Annotated in this window: 17 protein-coding genes; 7 read left to right on the plus strand and 10 right to left on the minus strand. The window is 73.5% G+C overall.

What is annotated here, in order from left to right; genetic code table 11:
- Window positions 1-76 precede the first annotated feature (76 nt).
- Window positions 77-289 (plus strand): hypothetical protein, encoded by a 213-nt coding sequence (locus tag ABZ937_RS24030; RefSeq protein ID WP_361695066.1) that lies wholly within the window; start codon window positions 77-79, stop codon window positions 287-289.
- Window positions 286-1,101, plus strand: coding sequence for a CHAP domain-containing protein (locus ABZ937_RS24035; protein ID WP_361695068.1), 816 nt, complete (start codon window positions 286-288; stop codon window positions 1,099-1,101). The genes ABZ937_RS24030 and ABZ937_RS24035 overlap by 4 nt, the downstream gene beginning before the upstream one ends.
- A 21-nt stretch (window positions 1,102-1,122) precedes the next feature.
- On the opposite strand, the gene ABZ937_RS24040 is transcribed toward ABZ937_RS24035, so the two are convergent.
- Genes ABZ937_RS24040 through ABZ937_RS24050 form a run of 3 tightly spaced genes read right to left on the minus strand, consistent with a single transcriptional unit; the run spans window position 1,123 to window position 6,330 of the window.
- Entirely contained in the window at window positions 1,123-2,133 is a 1,011-nt protein-coding gene (locus ABZ937_RS24040) for an SDR family oxidoreductase (RefSeq protein WP_361695070.1), read from the minus strand.
- 49 nt (window positions 2,134-2,182) lie between these two features.
- Window positions 2,183-3,292 carry an enolase C-terminal domain-like protein gene (locus tag ABZ937_RS24045; RefSeq protein WP_361695072.1) on the minus strand — a complete coding sequence of 370 codons (1,110 nt, stop codon included), beginning with the start codon at window positions 3,290-3,292 and terminating at the stop codon, window positions 2,183-2,185.
- A gap of 2 nt (window positions 3,293-3,294) precedes the next feature.
- Entirely contained in the window at window positions 3,295-6,330 is a 3,036-nt protein-coding gene (locus tag ABZ937_RS24050; protein WP_361695074.1) for an FAD-linked oxidase C-terminal domain-containing protein, read from the minus strand.
- 125 nt (window positions 6,331-6,455) lie between these two features.
- On the opposite strand from ABZ937_RS24050, the gene ABZ937_RS24055 reads away from it, so the two are divergent.
- The 3 genes from ABZ937_RS24055 to ABZ937_RS24065 are packed head-to-tail and all read left to right on the plus strand — an operon-like array spanning window position 6,456 to window position 7,703.
- Complete coding sequence (locus tag ABZ937_RS24055; RefSeq protein ID WP_361695076.1) at window positions 6,456-6,893, plus strand: MarR family transcriptional regulator; 438 nt, start codon at window positions 6,456-6,458, stop codon at window positions 6,891-6,893.
- Complete coding sequence (locus ABZ937_RS24060) at window positions 6,890-7,111, plus strand: hypothetical protein (RefSeq protein WP_361695078.1); 222 nt, start codon at window positions 6,890-6,892, stop codon at window positions 7,109-7,111. Before ABZ937_RS24055 ends, ABZ937_RS24060 begins: the two co-directional genes overlap by 4 nt.
- Before the next feature lie 7 nt (window positions 7,112-7,118).
- Complete coding sequence (locus tag ABZ937_RS24065; RefSeq protein ID WP_361695080.1) at window positions 7,119-7,703, plus strand: hydrolase; 585 nt, start codon at window positions 7,119-7,121, stop codon at window positions 7,701-7,703.
- A gap of 18 nt (window positions 7,704-7,721) precedes the next feature.
- On the opposite strand, the gene ABZ937_RS24070 is transcribed toward ABZ937_RS24065, so the two are convergent.
- Both ABZ937_RS24070 and ABZ937_RS24075 read right to left on the minus strand, forming a co-directional pair.
- Window positions 7,722-7,907 carry a hypothetical protein gene (locus ABZ937_RS24070; protein WP_361695244.1) on the minus strand — a complete coding sequence of 62 codons (186 nt, stop codon included), beginning with the start codon at window positions 7,905-7,907 and terminating at the stop codon, window positions 7,722-7,724.
- A 76-nt stretch (window positions 7,908-7,983) separates the two neighbouring features.
- A complete protein-coding gene (locus ABZ937_RS24075; RefSeq protein WP_361695081.1) occupies window positions 7,984-8,340 on the minus strand; it encodes a DUF6479 family protein in 357 nt (118 codons plus the stop codon).
- A gap of 174 nt (window positions 8,341-8,514) precedes the next feature.
- Between ABZ937_RS24075 and ctaD the strand changes: the two genes are divergently transcribed.
- Together ctaD and ABZ937_RS24085 are read left to right on the plus strand one after the other, a co-directional pair.
- Window positions 8,515-10,179, plus strand: a complete 1,665-nt coding sequence (gene ctaD, locus ABZ937_RS24080) for a cytochrome c oxidase subunit I (protein ID WP_361695230.1) — start codon at window positions 8,515-8,517, stop codon at window positions 10,177-10,179.
- On the plus strand, window positions 10,176-10,559 hold the full coding sequence (locus tag ABZ937_RS24085) for a cytochrome c oxidase subunit 4 (RefSeq protein ID WP_361695083.1): 384 nt from the start codon (window positions 10,176-10,178) through the stop codon (window positions 10,557-10,559). Before ctaD ends, ABZ937_RS24085 begins: the two co-directional genes overlap by 4 nt.
- Here the strand turns inward: ABZ937_RS24085 and ABZ937_RS24090 are convergent.
- The 5 genes from ABZ937_RS24090 to ABZ937_RS24110 all read right to left on the minus strand — a co-directional run bounded on the left by ABZ937_RS24090 (window position 10,495) and on the right by ABZ937_RS24110 (window position 16,155).
- A complete protein-coding gene (locus ABZ937_RS24090) occupies window positions 10,495-11,988 on the minus strand; it encodes a ubiquinol-cytochrome c reductase cytochrome b subunit (RefSeq protein ID WP_361695085.1) in 1,494 nt (497 codons plus the stop codon). The two genes, ABZ937_RS24085 and ABZ937_RS24090, sit on opposite strands and share 65 nt — an antisense overlap.
- A complete protein-coding gene (locus tag ABZ937_RS24095) occupies window positions 11,985-12,257 on the minus strand; it encodes a hypothetical protein (protein ID WP_361695087.1) in 273 nt (90 codons plus the stop codon). Before ABZ937_RS24095 ends, ABZ937_RS24090 begins: the two co-directional genes overlap by 4 nt.
- A gap of 81 nt (window positions 12,258-12,338) precedes the next feature.
- Entirely contained in the window at window positions 12,339-14,831 is a 2,493-nt protein-coding gene (locus tag ABZ937_RS24100; protein ID WP_361695232.1) for a SpoIIE family protein phosphatase, read from the minus strand.
- Between the two features lie 433 nt (window positions 14,832-15,264).
- The gene (locus tag ABZ937_RS24105; protein ID WP_361695089.1) at window positions 15,265-15,804 is read right to left on the minus strand and encodes a GNAT family N-acetyltransferase; all 540 of its coding nucleotides are present in this window, start codon (window positions 15,802-15,804) and stop codon (window positions 15,265-15,267) included.
- 147 nt (window positions 15,805-15,951) lie between these two features.
- Window positions 15,952-16,155 carry an MbtH family NRPS accessory protein gene (locus ABZ937_RS24110; protein WP_014676677.1) on the minus strand — a complete coding sequence of 68 codons (204 nt, stop codon included), beginning with the start codon at window positions 16,153-16,155 and terminating at the stop codon, window positions 15,952-15,954.
- Window positions 16,156-16,163 lie beyond the last annotated feature (8 nt).

The following is a 16,163-nucleotide window of genomic DNA, read 5'->3' on the forward strand; positions in this document are numbered from 1 at the left end:
CGCGACTGCCGCATTCCCACGCCCCGAGCCGACCCGGCCGGGGCGTTTCCCATGCCCGCGCAGAAGGGGCTCATCCATGGGTGACACAGCACGGCCGATCCCCGAGCGGCTCGGCGATCAGCACGAACAGGCGCGGCACCTCAGCCAGACCGGCAACGGCCCGACCGTCGCGAACGAGGCACAGCTGCTCGCCGAGCAGTACGGCCCGGCGGACGGGGCCGGGTTCCACTCCGCCCCCGAACAGCCCGTCGGCCACGGCGACACCACGGAGGGAGGCACGTCGGCATGAGCGTCGACGCGATGATCGCAGCCGCCGAGAAGTGGATCGGAACCGGCGAGCCGAACGCGATCCAGCAGTGGTACCGCGAACGGAACGGCGCCGACTACAACGGCAACTTCGCCTGGTGCGACGCCGCGGTGTCCTACTGGGCGACGCGGGCCGACGAACGCGACGCCGTACTGTTCGGGCACGACTTCGCGTACACCGTGGCGCACGCCGCCCGGTTCAAGGCGGCCGGCCGGTGGCACGCCATGACGGACGGCATCAAGGCGAGCGGGATACGCCGTGGCGACGTCATCTTCTTCGACTGGGACGGCAGTTCCGAGATCGCGAGGATCGATCACGTCGGTATCGTCACGGGCGTCTCGGCCGACCACCGGCACGTGTTCACGATCGAGGGCAACACCGCGGACGTGTGCGCGAGGCGCGCGAGGGACGTGCACGACATCGCCGGGTTCGGCCGCCCCGAGTACAAGAGATCTCCGAAGACGCCCGACACGGGCGGCGGCACGGGCTCGAAGCGTCCGGTCGTGTCCCTCTCGAAGCTGGTCGCAGCGTTCGAGAAGGACGCGCCCCGCGAGGGCACGCCGGTCTCGTACAAGCCGACGATCTACGTCGAGAACGCCCTCGTCGCCGAGAAACTGCTCGCCAAGCAGTACGCCGACGGGCACGCCGGATCGGCCACGCGCAGCGCCTACAGCCTCTGGCAGGAGCGGTGCGGGTTCCACGGAACCGAGCCGGGCGGCGACGCCGACGGCACCCCCGGCATGACGACACTCAAGCGGCTCGGCCTGCTGCACGGGTTCGACGTCGCCGCCTGACCGGGCCCGGCCGTAGCCGGGCTATGCGGACCGGGGTGTGAGGTGACGCAGGGCGCGTACGGTGCCCAGCAGGGCGGCGCCCGCGCCGAGGGCCGTGGCGGCGGGGTGCCGGGCCAGGGTCTCCTGCCAGGAACGGGCGTGTGCGCTGTCGTCGAAGGAGCCGTGGGCGCCCTGGTCGTCGGCGGGTTCCCGGTCGGCCGGCGTGAAGAGGTTGTCCAGGCCGGTGGGCGGGATGCGGTCGGTCTGCTGGGAGTCGAAGCCGGTGCGGGCCAGATAGCGGTCGAGCAGCGCGGGGGCGAGCCGGTTGGCCCAGATCGTGGCGACGGTGGTGGCGCCGATGTAGTACTGCTTGCGGCCCGGATGGTCGGCGGCGTGGAGCACGCCCCGGGCGGCGACCTCGGGCTGGTAGATCGGCGGGACGGGCATGGGGTGCCGGGCGAGCCGGGAGCGGACCCACTCGAACTGGGGGGTGTTGACGGCGGGCAGCTGGGCGACGGTGACGTGCACGTTGCTGCCGCGGTGCAGCAGTTCCGTGCGCAGCGAGGAGGTGAAGCCGTTGATGGCGTGCTTGGCTCCGCAGTACGCCGACTGCAGCGGGATCGACCGCTCGCCGAGCGCGGAGCCGACCTGCACGATCGTGCCCCGGTCGCGGGGCAGCATGCGTTTCAGGGCGGAGCGGGTGCCGTTGACGAAGCCGAGATAGGTCACGTCCGTGATCCGCCGGTACTCCTCGGGCGTGATCTCGTCGAACGGGGCGAACACGCTGGCGAAGGCGCAGTTGATCCAGATGTCGACCGGGCCGAACTCCTTCTCCGCGGCCTCGGCGACGGCCTCCGTCTGGGCCGGGTCGGCCACGTCGGCGCGCTGCACCAGGGGCCGGCCGCCGAGCGCCGCGACCTCGTCGGCCGCCGCCGCCAGGCCGCCCTCGCCGCGCGCGACCAGGACGACGTCGGCGCCGCGCCGGGCGTACAGGCGGGCGGTGGCGCGGCCGATGCCGGCGCTGGCACCGGTGATGACGACGGTGGGGGGCATGGTCCTCTCCTCTGCCAAGGCTCTCTCCGAAAGTTGCGCAGCGGTCGTCTCATTCCACCCGGTAGGGCGCCGCCCGCTCCTCCACGAGCGTGAGGCCGAGGCCGGGTGCCCCGTCGGCGCCCGGGGTGAGGGTGCCGCCGACCGGGTCGAGGACGCCGTCGAACAGGAGCCGTTCGATGCGGACGTGGTCGTGGAACCACTCCAGATGGCGCAGGTTGGGCACGGCGGCGGCGACATGGGCGTGGGCGTGGGGCGCGCAGTGCCCGGAGACGTCGAGCCCGTGCGCGTGGGCGAGGGCGGCGGCGCGCAGCCACACGGTGATGCCCCCGCACCGGGTGACGTCGGCCTGGAGACAGTCGACGGCCCCGGCGGCCAGCATGTGCGCGAAGTACGGGAGGGTGTAGCCGTATTCGCCGGCGGTGACGTCCATCGGGACCCGGCCGCGGATGTCCGCGAGGGTGGTGAGGTGGTCGGAGGAGACGGGTTCCTCGAACCAGGTCACGCCCTGGTCGGTGAGCCGGCCCGCGACGCGTACCGCCTGGCCGCCGGTGTAGGCGCCGTTGGCGTCCACGTACAGCTCGGCCGTGTCGCCGATGGCGGTGCGCGCGCGGGCGACGCGTTGCAGGTCGCGGTCCTCCCGGGTGCCCCACGACTCCCCGATCTTGATCTTGACGCGGGGGATGCCCTGCTCCTCGGTCCAGTCGCGCAGTTGGCGCTCCTGCCGGGCGGTGTCGTAGGTGGTGAAGCCCCCGCTGCCGTAGACGGGCACGTCGTCGCGGGCGGCGCCCAGCAGGCGGACGAGGGGCAGGCCGAGCAGGCGGGCCTTGAGGTCCCACAGGGCGATGTCGACGGCGGCGATCGCCTGGGCGGCCACGCCGGGCAGTCCGGCGTTGCGCACGGCACGGCACATGCGCTCGTTGGCGCGCGGGACGTCGTGGGCGGTGAGGCCGGTGACGGTGCCGGCGAGGAGTTCGCGGACGATGTGGGCGGTGGCGGCGGGCGCGTAGGTGTAGCCGAGTCCGGTGGTGGTGCCGGCGTGGACGGTGACCAGGACGAGGGTGGTCCGGTCCCAGGCGAGGGTGCCGTCGGCCTCGGGGGCGTCCGTGGGGACGGTGTAGACGGCGGTGTCGACCGCGTCGACGGCCGGCTGGTCGCTCACGGTCACCTCCTCAGCCGCCGCATCCCGCCCACGGCGCCGGCGGCGAGGGCGGCCACGGAGGCGGTCGTCGCCCAGCGGGCCGTGCGGGACGGCTCGGGCGGGCGGTCGGCCAGGCGCTCCGGGTGGTCGCTGGGCAGGTTGCCGTCGAGGGCGAACGCGAGGGCCTCGGCGAGGTGGAGGGCGCGGCGGCCGGTGTTGCCCTGTTCGATCTGGGTGCGGCAGCTGAAGCCGTCGGCGAGGATCAGGCTGTCCGGGGCGGCGCCGCGGACGGCGGGCAGGACGCCCAGTTCGGCGACGGCCAGGGACACTTCGTGGTGGCCGCGTTCGAAGCCGAAGTTGCCGGCCAGGCCGCAGCAGCCCTCGTCGAGCACCTCGGCGTCGAGATGGGCGCGGCGCATCAGTTCGCGGTCGGCGTCGAACTTCATGACGGCGTGCTGGTGGCAGTGGGTCTGCACGGTCGCCTGCCGGGCGAGCCACGGTGGCCGCCAGCCGTCGGGGGCGTGGTGGACGAGCTGTTCGGCGAGGGTGCGGGTCTGGCCGGCGAGCCGCTGGACGTCCTGGTCGCCGGACAGCAGCTCCGGGGCGTCGGCGCGGAACACGGCCGTGCAGGAGGGCTCCAGGCCGATCACCGGGGTGCCGGCCTCCAGGTAGGGGCTCAGCACGCCGAGGGAGTGGCGCAGCACCCTTTTGGCGGTGGGGAGTTGGCCGGTGGAGATCCAGGTCAGACCGCAGCACACCGGCCGGGAGGGGACGGCGACGCGAAAGCCCGCGTCCTCCAGGACCCGGACGGCCGACCGGGCGACCGAGGGGTGGAAGTAGGTGCTGAAGGTGTCGGGCCACAGGACGACCGTGCGCGGGTCGGCCGGGTCGGGCTCGTCCGGGCCGCGCGCCCGCCACCACTGGAGGAAGGACTCCGCGGCGAACACGGGTGCCGGGCGGGCGGGGTCGATGCCGGCCAGCAGCTTGCCCGCGCGCGCCGGACCGGGGGCGTGCAGCGCGGAGTTGACCAGCGCGGGGGCGAGGCGGGAGAGCCGCGCCCACACCGGCAGCCAGCCCAGGGCGTAGTGCGCGGCGGGGCGGACGCGGCCCGCGTAGTGGTGGGAGAGGAACTCCGCCTTGAGGGTGGCCATGTCGACGCCGGTCGGGCAGTCGGACTTGCAGCCCTTGCAGGCCAGGCAGAGGTCGAGCGCGTCGCGTACGGCGGTGGAGCGCCAGCCGTCCTTGATCGCGGAGTCGGCGTGCCCGTCGAGCATCTCGAACAGCAGCCGGGCCCGGCCTCGGGTGGAGTGCTCCTCCTCCATCGTGGCCCGGTACGAGGGGCACATGACGCCGCCCGAGTGGCCACGGCAGTTGCCGATGCCGACGCAGCGCATCACCGCGCGGTTGAAGGAGTGGTCGTCCTCGGGGAAGCCGAAGTGGGTCGCCGGGGTGGCGGGCCGCCAGTCCGGGCCGAGCCGCAGCTGGCCGTCGACGGGGTTGGGGTGGACGATCTTGCCGGGGTTCATCCGGTTGCCGGGGTCGAAGACCGCCTTCAGCTCGCCGAACGCGGTGACGAGCCGTTCGCCGAACATCCGGGTGAGCAGCTCGCCCCGTGACTGGCCGTCCCCGTGCTCCCCGGAGAGGGAGCCGCCGTAGGAGGTGACGAGGTCGGCGGCGCGTTCCACGAAGCGGCGGAAGTCGGCCACGCCCTGGGCGGTCTTCAGGCCGAAGGGGATGCGGGTGTGGACGCAGCCCTGCCCGAAGTGGCCGTACAGGGACGGATGGTCGTAGCCGAACTCCTCGAACAGCCGCTTGAGGTCACGCAGATAGTCGCCGAGGCGTTCGGGCGGTACGGCGGAGTCCTCCCAGCCCTCCCAGGTCTCCCGGTCGTCCGGCGGGCGGGCGGTCACGCCGAGCCCGGCCTCCCGGGCCCGGAGCATCCTGTGCTCGCGGGCGGGCTCGTCGGAGAAGGCGACGCGCGGGTCCCGCTCGCCCCGGCCGAGGGCTCGCAGCAGCGCGTGCGCCTGTCCGTCGACGTCCTCCTGGCTGTCGCCGCCGTACTGCACCATCAGCCAGCTGTCGCCCTCGGGAAGGACGGCGAGCGAGTCCAGGTAGGCGCCCTCCTCGCGCATCAGCTGGGCCATGCGCCCGTCGAGGGCCTCCAGCTGGGTGGGGGCGCTGTGCTCCAGGAGGCGGGGGACGTCGTCGGCGGCGGCACAGATGTCGTCGTAGCCGAGGACGAGCAGGGACTCGTACGGCGGCACGGGCACCAGGTCGAGTTCGGCGCGCAGCACGGTCACCAGGGTGCCCTCGCTGCCGACGAGCGCCTTGGCCACGTCGAAGCCGTTCTCGGGCAGCAGGGAGTCCAGGTTGTAGCCGGAGACGCGGCGCGGGATCTTGGGGTAGCCGCGGCGGATGTCGGCCAGGTACTCGGTGGCGATGCGGTCCAGGCCGGCGTGGATCTCGGCGAGCCGGCCGCCGCCGGCGATGATCCGGGCGCGCTCGTCGGGCGGGGTGGGGCCGACCCAGGCGCGCTGCCCGTCGTAGGTGAGGATCTCCAGGCGCCGGACGTTGTCGACGGTCTTGCCGTACGCCTGGGCGGAGCCGCCGCAGGAGTTGTTGCCGATCATGCCGCCGAGCGCGCAGTGGCTGTGGGTCGACGGTTTCGGCCCGAACTGGAGCCGGTGCCGGGCGAGTTGCCGGTTGAGTTCGTCCAGGACGATGCCGGGCTCCACGACGCAGGTGCGCCGCTCCGGGTCGACGGAGAGCAGGGCGGTGCAGTACTTGCTCCAGTCGATCACCACGGCGGTGTTGGTCGACTGGCCGGCCAGGCTGGTGCCGCCGCCCCGGGAGAGGACGGGTGCGGCGAAGCGCGCGCACACCGACAGTGCCCGGGCGCCCGCCTCCACGGTGCGGGGGACGACGACGCCCAGCGGGACCTGCCGGTAGTTGGATCCGTCCGTGGCGTAGGCGCCGCGGCTGCCCGCGTCGAAGCGGACCTCGCCGTCCACCTCGGCGCGGAGGGCCGCCTGGAGGCCGGAGCTGTCCGGAGAGGTCATCTGGGCTCCTTCGCTTCACCGACGTGCTGCCCGGTCCGAGGCCGGGCGAGTACCCGGGCAAATGGACAGTCAAAACTGAACAGCCTTGGCTGGACAGTCTGGCCTGTCGGTCGTAGCGTGGCGCCATGGCCGACATCTCCGACTCCGCCGCCCGTGCCGCACGCGATCTGCGCGTGGTGTTCAGCAGGCTGCGACGCCGCATCCGGGAGGTGGCGCAGGACGCCGACCTCAGTCCCTCGCAGGAGTCGGCGCTCACCCTGGTCGGCAAGCACGGCGCGGCCACGGCCAGCGCGCTCGCCGCCGCCGAGGGCGTGCGCCCGCAGTCCATGGCCACCACGCTGGCCGCCCTGGACCAGCACGGGCTGATCCGCCGCGCCCCCGACCCCGACGACGGCCGCCGCCAGCTGGTCACCCTGACCGACGGCGGCCGGGCCCGGATCGCGGGGAACCGGCAGGTGCGCGAGGAATGGCTGGCCCGCGCCTTCCAGGACCGCTACACCGAGGAGGAGCGGCAGACGGTCCTCGCGGCGCTGGAGCTGATGGAACGGCTCTCCCGACAGTGATACCGAGGCCCGGCGCCCGCACGGGCACCGGCGGCCCGTCCCCCGCCGGGTCCGACCGGCGGCTCGTGCCGCCGATGGCCCTCGGCTCGGTCCGGAACCCGGTCGACTCCTCGAGCCCGGCCCTGTTCACGCTCGTCGGCTCCGCGCTGCTGCCGGCGACGATCCCGCCCGGCCGTTCCCTCGGCCGGCGCACCTCCCGAACCACTCGAAAGGTCTGACCGACCCATGTCGCTCACCACGCTCGACGCCCGCACCGCCCTCGTCGCGATCGATCTGCAGCACGGCATCGTGGCCATGCCCACCCAGCCGTACCCGGGCCCGGACGTCGTGTCCCGCACCGCCGAACTGGCCGGCGCGTTCCGCTCCCACGGGTTGCCCGTGGTCCTCGTCCGGGTCTCCTTCGCCGCCGACGGCGCGGACGCCGTCCCCGGCCGCGTCGAGCGCGGGCCGCGCGGGCTCGCCTTCCCGGAGGGCTGGGACGTCATCGTCGGCGAACTGTCCGGCCACCCCGGCGACATCCGCGTCACCAAGCACAACTGGAGCGCCTTCCACGGCACCGACCTGGACGTCCAGCTGCGCCGCCGGGGCATCACGCAGATCGTGCTGACCGGGATCGCCACCAGCATCGGCGTCGAGTCCACCGCCCGTGACGCCTACGCGCACGGCTACCACGTCACCCTCGCCACGGACGCCATGGCCGACGCCGACGCCGAGGCGCACGCCAACAGCGTCGAGCGGATCTTCCCGCGGCTCGGCGAGTCCGGCACGACCGCCGAGATCCTGGAGCTGCTCGCCAAGACCCGCGCCTGACCGGCGGACGAGGGCCGGTCAGTCCTCGCCCCGGACGATGTTGTCCTCGGCCGGGGCGCCGCGCCGCTCGGCGGACGCCCGGTCCTCGACGGCGGGGAGGCAGGTGCGCATCCCACGGCCCCGCCGACGGCGGGCCTTCGCCCATCCGGTCTCGGAGTAGGGCAGGGCGGGCTTCTCACTGCTGTGCGCGGTCACGTCCGTCATCTTCCTTCTGCACTTCTGCATGTCGTGCCCGGGTCCCCTCCCCCGGGTGCGGGCAAACCCTGGCGGGCGGCGGCGGTCAGGTCCGGCCGCCGCCACCTCCGCCGAAGGACCCGCTCGAACCGGGGGACCAGCGCGGGCGGCGCTGGTCGCCGGCGCGCTTGGTGCGGAGGGTGCCGAGCCGGTACGGGGTGAGGCGTTCGCTGTCGTCGGCGGCCCGGGGCACCTCGTCGGGCTCGCGCATCTCACGGATCTCACGGACGGGCCCGGACGGCGGCATACGGGGCTGCTCGTCGGGGCGGGGCGGGCGCGGTTCGCGCCGGCGCACCGTGTTGCCCAGCCGGAAGGCCCAGATCAGCCCGCCTGCGCAGGCCACGCCCGCGACGAGAAGGACGACGTACCCGAAGACCTGTACGCCGGAAGCTGCTTGGTACATGGCGGTGTCCATGGGCGCCGGGTACCCGGGGGCGGGCCGGGAATGCCCGGCGCGGTGACCGTCAGCCGATCGGCGCAACCGGCGGCGCACACCGCCGTGGACGCGCAGGGCGTGGCGCGGGCGGGCCTCCGGCTGCCGGGAGTAGCGTCACCCGCGATGACCGAATCGCCGCAGATGTCAGAAATCCTGGAGATCACCGCCCGGTACACGGCGCCCGCTCCACGCCCGGGCCGGACCCTGCTGCGCTGGGTCTCCACGACCGACCACAAGGTGATCGGCCGCCTCTACATGGTCACGGCGTTCTGCTTCTTCCTGCTGGCCGGGCTGCTGGCCCTAGCGATGCGCGCCGAACTGGCCCGGCCGGGCATGCAGTTCCTGAGCCGGCAGGGCTACGACCAGTTCTTCACCATCCACGGCACGATCATGATGCTGCTGTTCGCGACGCCGATGTTCGCCGGGTTCGCCAACGCCGTGATGCCGCTGCAGATCGGCGCCCCCGACCTCGCCTTCCCTCGGCTGAACGCGCTGTCGTACTGGATGTACCTGTTCGGCGGTCTGATCGTGGTGTCGGGGTTCCTGGTGCCGGGCGGGGCGGCGGCGTTCGGCTGGTTCGCCTACGCGCCCCTGAACAGTGCCTACTTCTCCCCCGGCGCCGGCGGTGACCTGTGGGCCATGGGGCTGGTCGTGTCGGGTGTGTCGACGACGCTGACCGCGGTGAACTTCATCGCCACGATCATGTGTCTGCGCGCGCCGGGCATGACCATGTTCCGGATGCCGATGTTCACCTGGAACGTGCTGTTCACGTCGATCCTGATCCTGCCCGCGTTCCCGGTGCTCACGGCGGCGCTGCTGGCGCTGGAGGCGGACCGGAAGTTCGGGGCGCACGTCTTCGACGCGGCGAACGGCGGCGCGCTGCTGTGGCAGCACCTGTTCTGGTTCTTCGGGCATCCCGAGGTCTACATCGTGGCCCTGCCGTTCTTCGGGATCATCTCGGAGATCATCCCGGTCTTCTCCCGCAAGCCGCTCTTCGGCTATCTGCCGATGATCGGGGCGACGACCACGATCACCATGCTGTCGGCGGTGGTGTGGGCGCACCACATGTTCGCCACCGGTGCGGTGTTGCTGCCCTTCTTCTCGATCATGTCGTTCCTGATCGCGGTGCCCACGGGCATCAAGTTCTTCGCGTGGATCGGGACGATGGTGCGCGGGTCGGTCTCGTTCGAGACGCCGATGCTGTGGTCGCTGGGCTTCCTGGTGTCGTTCCTGCTGGGCGGGCTCAGCGGGGTGCTGATCGCCTCACCGCCGCTCGACTTCCACCTGACCGACTCGTACTTCATCGTGGCGCACCTGCACTACGTGCTGTTCGGCACGGTGGTGTTCGCGATGTTCGCCGGGTTCTACTTCTGGTGGCCCAAGTTCACCGGGAAGATGCTGGACGAGCGGCTCGGCAAGGTGCACTTCTGGCTGCTGTTCCCGGGGTTCCAGCTGACCTTCCTGGTGCAGCACTGGCTCGGCGAGCAGGGGATGCCGCGCCGGTACGCCGACTACCTGCCCGGGGACGGCTTCACGCTGCTCAACACGCTGTCGTCGGCGGGCGCGTTCCTGCTGGGCGTGTCCACGCTGCCGTTCCTCTACAACGTGTGGCGCACCGCGGCCAAGGGCGTCAGGGTCACCCTGGACGATCCCTGGGGGTGGGGGCGGGGTCTGGAGTGGGCGACGTCCTGCCCGCCGCCCCGGCACAACTTCGTCGCGCTGCCCCGCGTCCGGTCCGAGTCACCCGCGTTCGACCTGCACCATCCGCAGGTCGTTCGGATGGCCGAGGAGGAGGGACTGCGATGAAGACGGAGGCGATGCTGTTCGGCGGGGTGGCGCTGTTCTTCGGTGGCTGCGCCGCCCTGTACGGGGTGTGGTCGCGGGACGAGACGGGCACGACCGCGCTGGTCGTCGCGTTCGGGATGGCGGCGCTGGTCGCCTTCTTCTGCCTGATCCAGTACCGGCGCCGGGGCACCCGCGCGCAGGACCGCACCGACGCGGAAGTGGCGGACGCGGCCGGGCCGGTGGCGTTCTTCCCGGACGAGAGCCTGTGGCCGGTCGTCACCGCGCTCGGCGTCGCGGTGACGGCGACCGGCGTCGTCTACGGGCTGTGGCTGTTCCTCATCGGGCTCGGCGTTCTGGCGCGCGCCGTGTTCGGGATGGTGTTCCAGTACGGGCACCGGTGAGGGGCCTGCGGGGGGCGCCGGGCCGGAACGCCGCGACGGGTTCGCGGTCGCTGTCGTAGCCGCCGGTGACGCTCTGGCGGATCTCGCCGGTGGGCACGCCCTCGGCGAGGCGCTCCCGCTCGGCCGCCGTCAGGGCCCGGCACAGCCACCGGGTCACCAGGAACGCGAGGACGGGTGCCACCACGAGGGCGACACGCAGCGCCCAGGTGAGGGCCTCGATGGAGATCCGGAAGGTCAGGGCGATGATGTCGTTGCCGCCGGCCAGCAGCAGCACGGCGTAGAAGACGGTGCCCGCGACGCCGAGGCCGGTGCGTACGGGACGCTCGCGCGGCCGGTCGCACAGGTGCTGCTCGCGGTGCCACTCCCCCGTCAGACGCTGCTCCACGAACGGGTAGGCGTAGAGCACGGCGAACAGCAGGCCGGGCAGGACGACGGCCGGGAGCAGCACGTTCCACATGAGGGTGTGCCCGGCGACGTTCGTCTCCCACGGCGGTACGAGCCGGAGCGCGCCCTCCATGAAGCCGACGTACCAGTCGGGCTGGGAGCCGCTGGAGACCACGTCGGGGCGGTAGGGCCCGTAGTTCCAGATCGGGTTGATCTGGGCCACGGCGGACAGCAGGACCAGTACGCCGAAGACGGTCAGGGACAGGCCGGCGGAGGAGGCGGCGAACTGCGGGAAGAGGGGTTTGCCGAGGACGTTGCGGCGGGTGCGGCCGGGGCCGCGCCACTGGGTGTGCTTCAGGTGGAAGACCAGGATCAGATGCACCGTCACCAGGCCGATGAGGGCGCCCGGGAGCAGCAGGACGTGCAGCGGGTAGAGGCGGGTGATGATGTCGTGGGCCGGGAACTGGCCGCCGAACGCGAAGAAGGCCACGTACGTGCCCACCACGGGGATGGAGAGCATGATGCCCTGCGCGATGCGCAGCCCGGTCCCGGAGAGCAGGTCGTCGGGGAGGGAGTAGCCGGCGAATCCCTCGGCGAGGGAGACCACGAACAGGGTCAGCCCGATGGCCCAGTTCAGCTCCCGGGGCCGGCGGAAGGCGCCGGTGAAGAAGATCCGCAGCATGTGCAGGCCGATCGCGGCGACGAAGACGAGCGCGGCCCAGTGGTGGGCCTGCCGCATCAGCAGTCCGCCGCGCACGTCGAAACTGATGCGCAGGGTGGAGTCGAACGCGGCCGACATGCGCACGCCGCGCAGCGGTGCGTAGGGGCCCGCGTAGACGACCTCGCGCATCTCCGGCTGGAAGAAGAACGTCAGCCACACGCCGGTCAGGATCAGCACGAGCAGGCTGTACAGGGCGAGTTCGCCGAGGAAGAAGGACCAGTGGTGGGGGAACGCCTTGCGCAGCAGCGAGCCGCCCTCCAGGACGGGCAGTCGCGCGTCGGCCGCGTCCACGAGCCGCTCGGCATGTCGGCCGGCTCGGCTCATGTGTCCTCCGCCGCGGCGGCCCGCTCCACCTCGGCCTCCACCTCGGCCCGCGGCCGGCCCGTGTCCTTGGCGTATTCGCTGATCGCGGTCTGCACGTCCCGGGCCAGGTCCCGCCAGGCGCGCAGGGCGGTCTCGTAGGTGCCCGACTGGGCGCCCGTCATCCGCCGCTCGGCAGGCGGCCCGTAGGCGTCCCGCAGTTCCTGGACCTGGGTCTGGGCGGCGTCGGCCGCGCGCTGCTTCGCGACCAGTTCTTCGAAGGTGTGTGACACGCCAACCGACCCTAGGCAGGTGCGGCGGGCGGGCCCGCGCCGACCTGCCGGGGGCGCCCCGACCCGTACCCGAGTGGCGGGTCAGCCGTCGGGGACGAGGTCCGCCCACACCAGTTTGCCGCCGCTGACCGGGACCGTCCCCCAGGCCACCGACACGGCCTCGACCAGCAGGATGCCCCGGCCGCCGGTGGCCTCCCAGCCGATGCTGGCGGGCTTCACGGGGCTGCGCGGCGAGGAGTCGGCGACGGCGAGCCGCAGCCGGTGGTTGACCAGGCTCATGTCGAGCCGGACCGGGCCGCCGGTGTGCACGAGGGCGTTGGTGACGAGTTCGGAGACGACCAGCAGGGCCGTGTCGAGCATGTCCCGGGGGATGCCCCAGGCGCGCAGGGTGCGCCGGGTGAAGCGGCGGGCGTGCCGGACCGCCTCGGGCACCCGCCACACCGTCCAGGTCTCCCGCAGCGGCCGTACGGCCATGCCGTCGTAGCGCATCAGCAGCAGGGCGACGTCGTCGCCGCGGTGGGCGCCGGTGAGCAGGGCGTCGGCGACCAGGCCGAGGTGGGCGGGGTCGGCGGCGGCCAGTTCGCGGGCCAGCCGGTCCATGCCGGCGTCGAGGTCGGAGTCGGCGGACTCCACCAGGCCGTCGGTGGTCAGCGCGAGCACGGTGCCGGGCTGCAGCCGCAGCGGGGTCATCGGGAAGTCGGCCCGGTCGAGCACGCCGAGCGGGGGACCGCCCTCGGCCTGGACGATCTCGGTGGTGCCGTCCGGGTGGCGCAGCACCGGCTGCAGATGCCCGGCGCGGACGCACCAGGCGGTGCCCTGCTCCATGTCGACGTCGACGTAGGCGCAGGTGGCGAACAGGTCGGTCTCCATGTCCAGGAGCAGCCGGTTGGCGTGCGCGACGACCACGTCCGGGGCGTGGCCCTCGGCGGCGTAGGCGCGCAGCGCGGTGCGCATCTGGCCCATCAGGGTGGCGGCGCCCGCGTTGTGGCCCTGGACGTCGCCGATGACGAGGGCGACGTGGTGTTCGGCGAGCGGGATCACGTCGTACCAGTCGCCGCCGACCTCCAGGCCGGCCGTCGTGGGCAGGTAGCGGGCGACGGCGACCCCGCCGGGCAGCCGGGGCAGCCGGCGGGGCAGCAGGGTGCGCTGGAGCATGCCGACGAGTTCGTGCTCGGCGTCGAAGGCGTGGGCGCGCAGCAGGGCCTCCCCGGTGAGGCCGGCGGCGGCGGTGAGCAGGGCGCGTTCGTCGGGCGCGAAGTCGTGCGGCTCGTCCCAGCCGATCAGGCAGGCGCCGGCCATGCGACCGCCGGCGGGCAGCGGCAGGACCGCGAGACCGCCGGGGCCGACCTCGCCGAGGCCGGGCTCCAGCCGCGAGCCGGCGGGCCAGATCCTGGCCCGGCCATCGCGCAGCGCGGCGGCCAGGGTGGGCATGGCGCGCACCGGCGCGTCGGGCCACTCGGTGCGCCATTCGCTGCGCCACACGTCGGGCCAGGCCTCGGGTTCGGGCGGGTCGAGGACGGTGACGACGAGCCGGTCGTTCTCCAGTTCGGCCAGGGCGATCCGGTCGGCCTTCAGGGGTGTACGCAGGGCGGCGACGACTGCCTGGCCGACGTCCTTGACGGTGCCGGCGGTGGCGAGGGCGGCGGCCAGGCGCTGCACCCGGGCCACGTCGGTGACGTCGGAGCGCAGGGTGGAGGCGTCGGCGACGGTGCCGACGAGCCGGGCGGAGCGGCCTTCGCCGCCGGGCAGCAGCCGGCCGCGCAGCCGCAGCCACTTGGGCGGGCCGTCGCGCTGCAGGATGCGGAACTCCAGCTCGCGGTCGCCGATGGACATGTGGTCGGCCTCGACCACGGACATCAGGGCGGGCAGGTCCTCGGGCACCGTGTGGCCCAGCAGGGTCTCCACGCGGCCGTCGAAGCTCTCCCGGCCGATCCCGAACAGCCGCAGGATCGCCTCGCCGACCTCCACCCGGCCGGTGTCCATGGCCAGGCTGAAGGCGTCCTCGGGCAGCTCGCCGGTGTCACCGGCGGCGATCGGTGCGGGGACGGCGATCGTGCGGGCGATCAGCTCCAGGCAGGCCCGGTCGTCGGTGCCGAAGCCGCCGGGGTGCTCGCCGACGGCCAGCAGGCAGCCGCCGCCCGCGGGGCCGAGGGGCAGGGCGGCGAGGGAGAAGTCCGGGGTCGGGGTGCGGCGCTCGTCCGGGCAGCCGGCCGGCTCGGCGGGGCCGAGCCACTGCGGCACTCCCGTGCGGTGGGCCTCGGCGACCGGGGAGGCACCGGCGGCCGGGTAGCCGTCGCGCAGGCCGTACAGGGTGTGCGGCAGGCCGGCCGACTCGGCGAGGCAGAGCAGCCCGGGGTCCCCGCCGGGCATGTACACCGCGACGAAGGACGCCCCGGCGAACACCAGTGCCTGTTCGAGGATCCGGCGGAGCCTGTCGGGGGTGGCCGGCGACGCCATCAGCGAGGCGAGGGCGACTTCGGCACGCTCCGCTCTCGTCCTGCTGATCGCAGCACCCTCACTCACCACGTCGCCATTACAGCGCGTGTGAGCCTCCTGCGCAGCCCCTGTGGCCATGGGCTGTGCGGCCACCGTCCGCAGGGCCTTGCTGCGGGTGGCCGTCACCGCGGCGGCGGTCACCAGCAGGGGGAGGACCAGCGGGGCCGGTGCCATGCTCCAGCGGGCCGGCAGCGCGCCGGCCGAGCCGGCGGCGAGCAGCACCCCGCTGACCGCGCGGCCCTGCAACCGGTCCGGGGTGACGGCGGCCTGGTGGCCGAAGAGGGCGGCGGGCGGCGGTACGGCGGCCAGGACCGTGCCGGACAGCATCGCGCCGACCGCCATCATCACGGTCGCCCAGCACAGCGGGGTGATCAGGGCGGGCAGCCGCAGCCGCCGCTGGACCGCCGGGGCGGCGAGGACACCGGCGGGCAGTCGCCCGCGTCGGCGACCCGGTCTGCTGGAGCGCCAGCAGGGGCAGCGCGAGTTCCACCAGGGCGCCGCCCGGGCCGGGTCATACGGGGTCCTTGGCCGTCGGCTCGCCCGCCCGGGCCCTGGTGGAAACGACCAGCAGTCTGGTCACGGTGCCGTCCTCGCCGACGACGTCGCGGACGTGCCGGAAGCCCAGGCGGCGGCACAGGGCCAGGCTGGCGGTGTTCTCGGCGCCCACCATGCCGTAGGCCTCGGTGAGGCCGAGGTTGTCGGCGGCGTGCCGGAGCAGGCCGCGTACCGCCTCGCCGCCCAGGCCGCGCCCCCAGTACCGCGGGGCGAGGGCGGTGACGAGTTCGTGGCCGTCGACGTTGCCGGTCGGCTTCACCTCGGCGTGGCCGACGTAGCCGCCGGCGAGCCAGAGGCCCCACACGTCGAAGCGCTGCTGGGGGTAGACGTCGGTGAGGATGGCGCGGAACAGCTCGCGGATCCGCGGTTCGGGCACGAGGTCCTGCCCCATCCAGCGGCACACCTCCGCGTCGCGCAGCAGGGCGACGAAGACGTCCTCGTGCTCGGGCCGGTAGGGGAGGAACTCCAGGCGTTCGGTACGCAGGACGGGGGTCATGGCGGGCTCCTCGGGAGTGATGCGGTGCGGCGGGGGCCGAGGGCGGTGGGGCGCCGGGACGGCGACGCGTCGGGACGGCGACGCGTCGGGAGGGATGCCGGGCCGGCGTGGGCGGCCGGCCCGGCGTGGTGGTGGGGGCGCGGCCGGTCAGGCGCCGGCGTTCTCCATGCGCTCGCGCAGGCTCTTCGGGCGCATGTCGGTCCAGACCTCGTCGACGTAGGCGGAGCACTCGGCCTCGGTGCCCTCCTTGCCGACGGGCTGCCAGCCCGCGGGCACCTCGATGTCGACGGGCCAGAGGGAGTACTGCTCCTCGTCGTTGCGCAGCACCTGGTAGCGGGTGTTCTCGTCCATGTGGTGTT

The organism is Streptomyces sp. NPDC046727, assembly GCF_040645635.1.
Classification (GTDB): domain Bacteria; phylum Actinomycetota; class Actinomycetes; order Streptomycetales; family Streptomycetaceae; genus Streptomyces.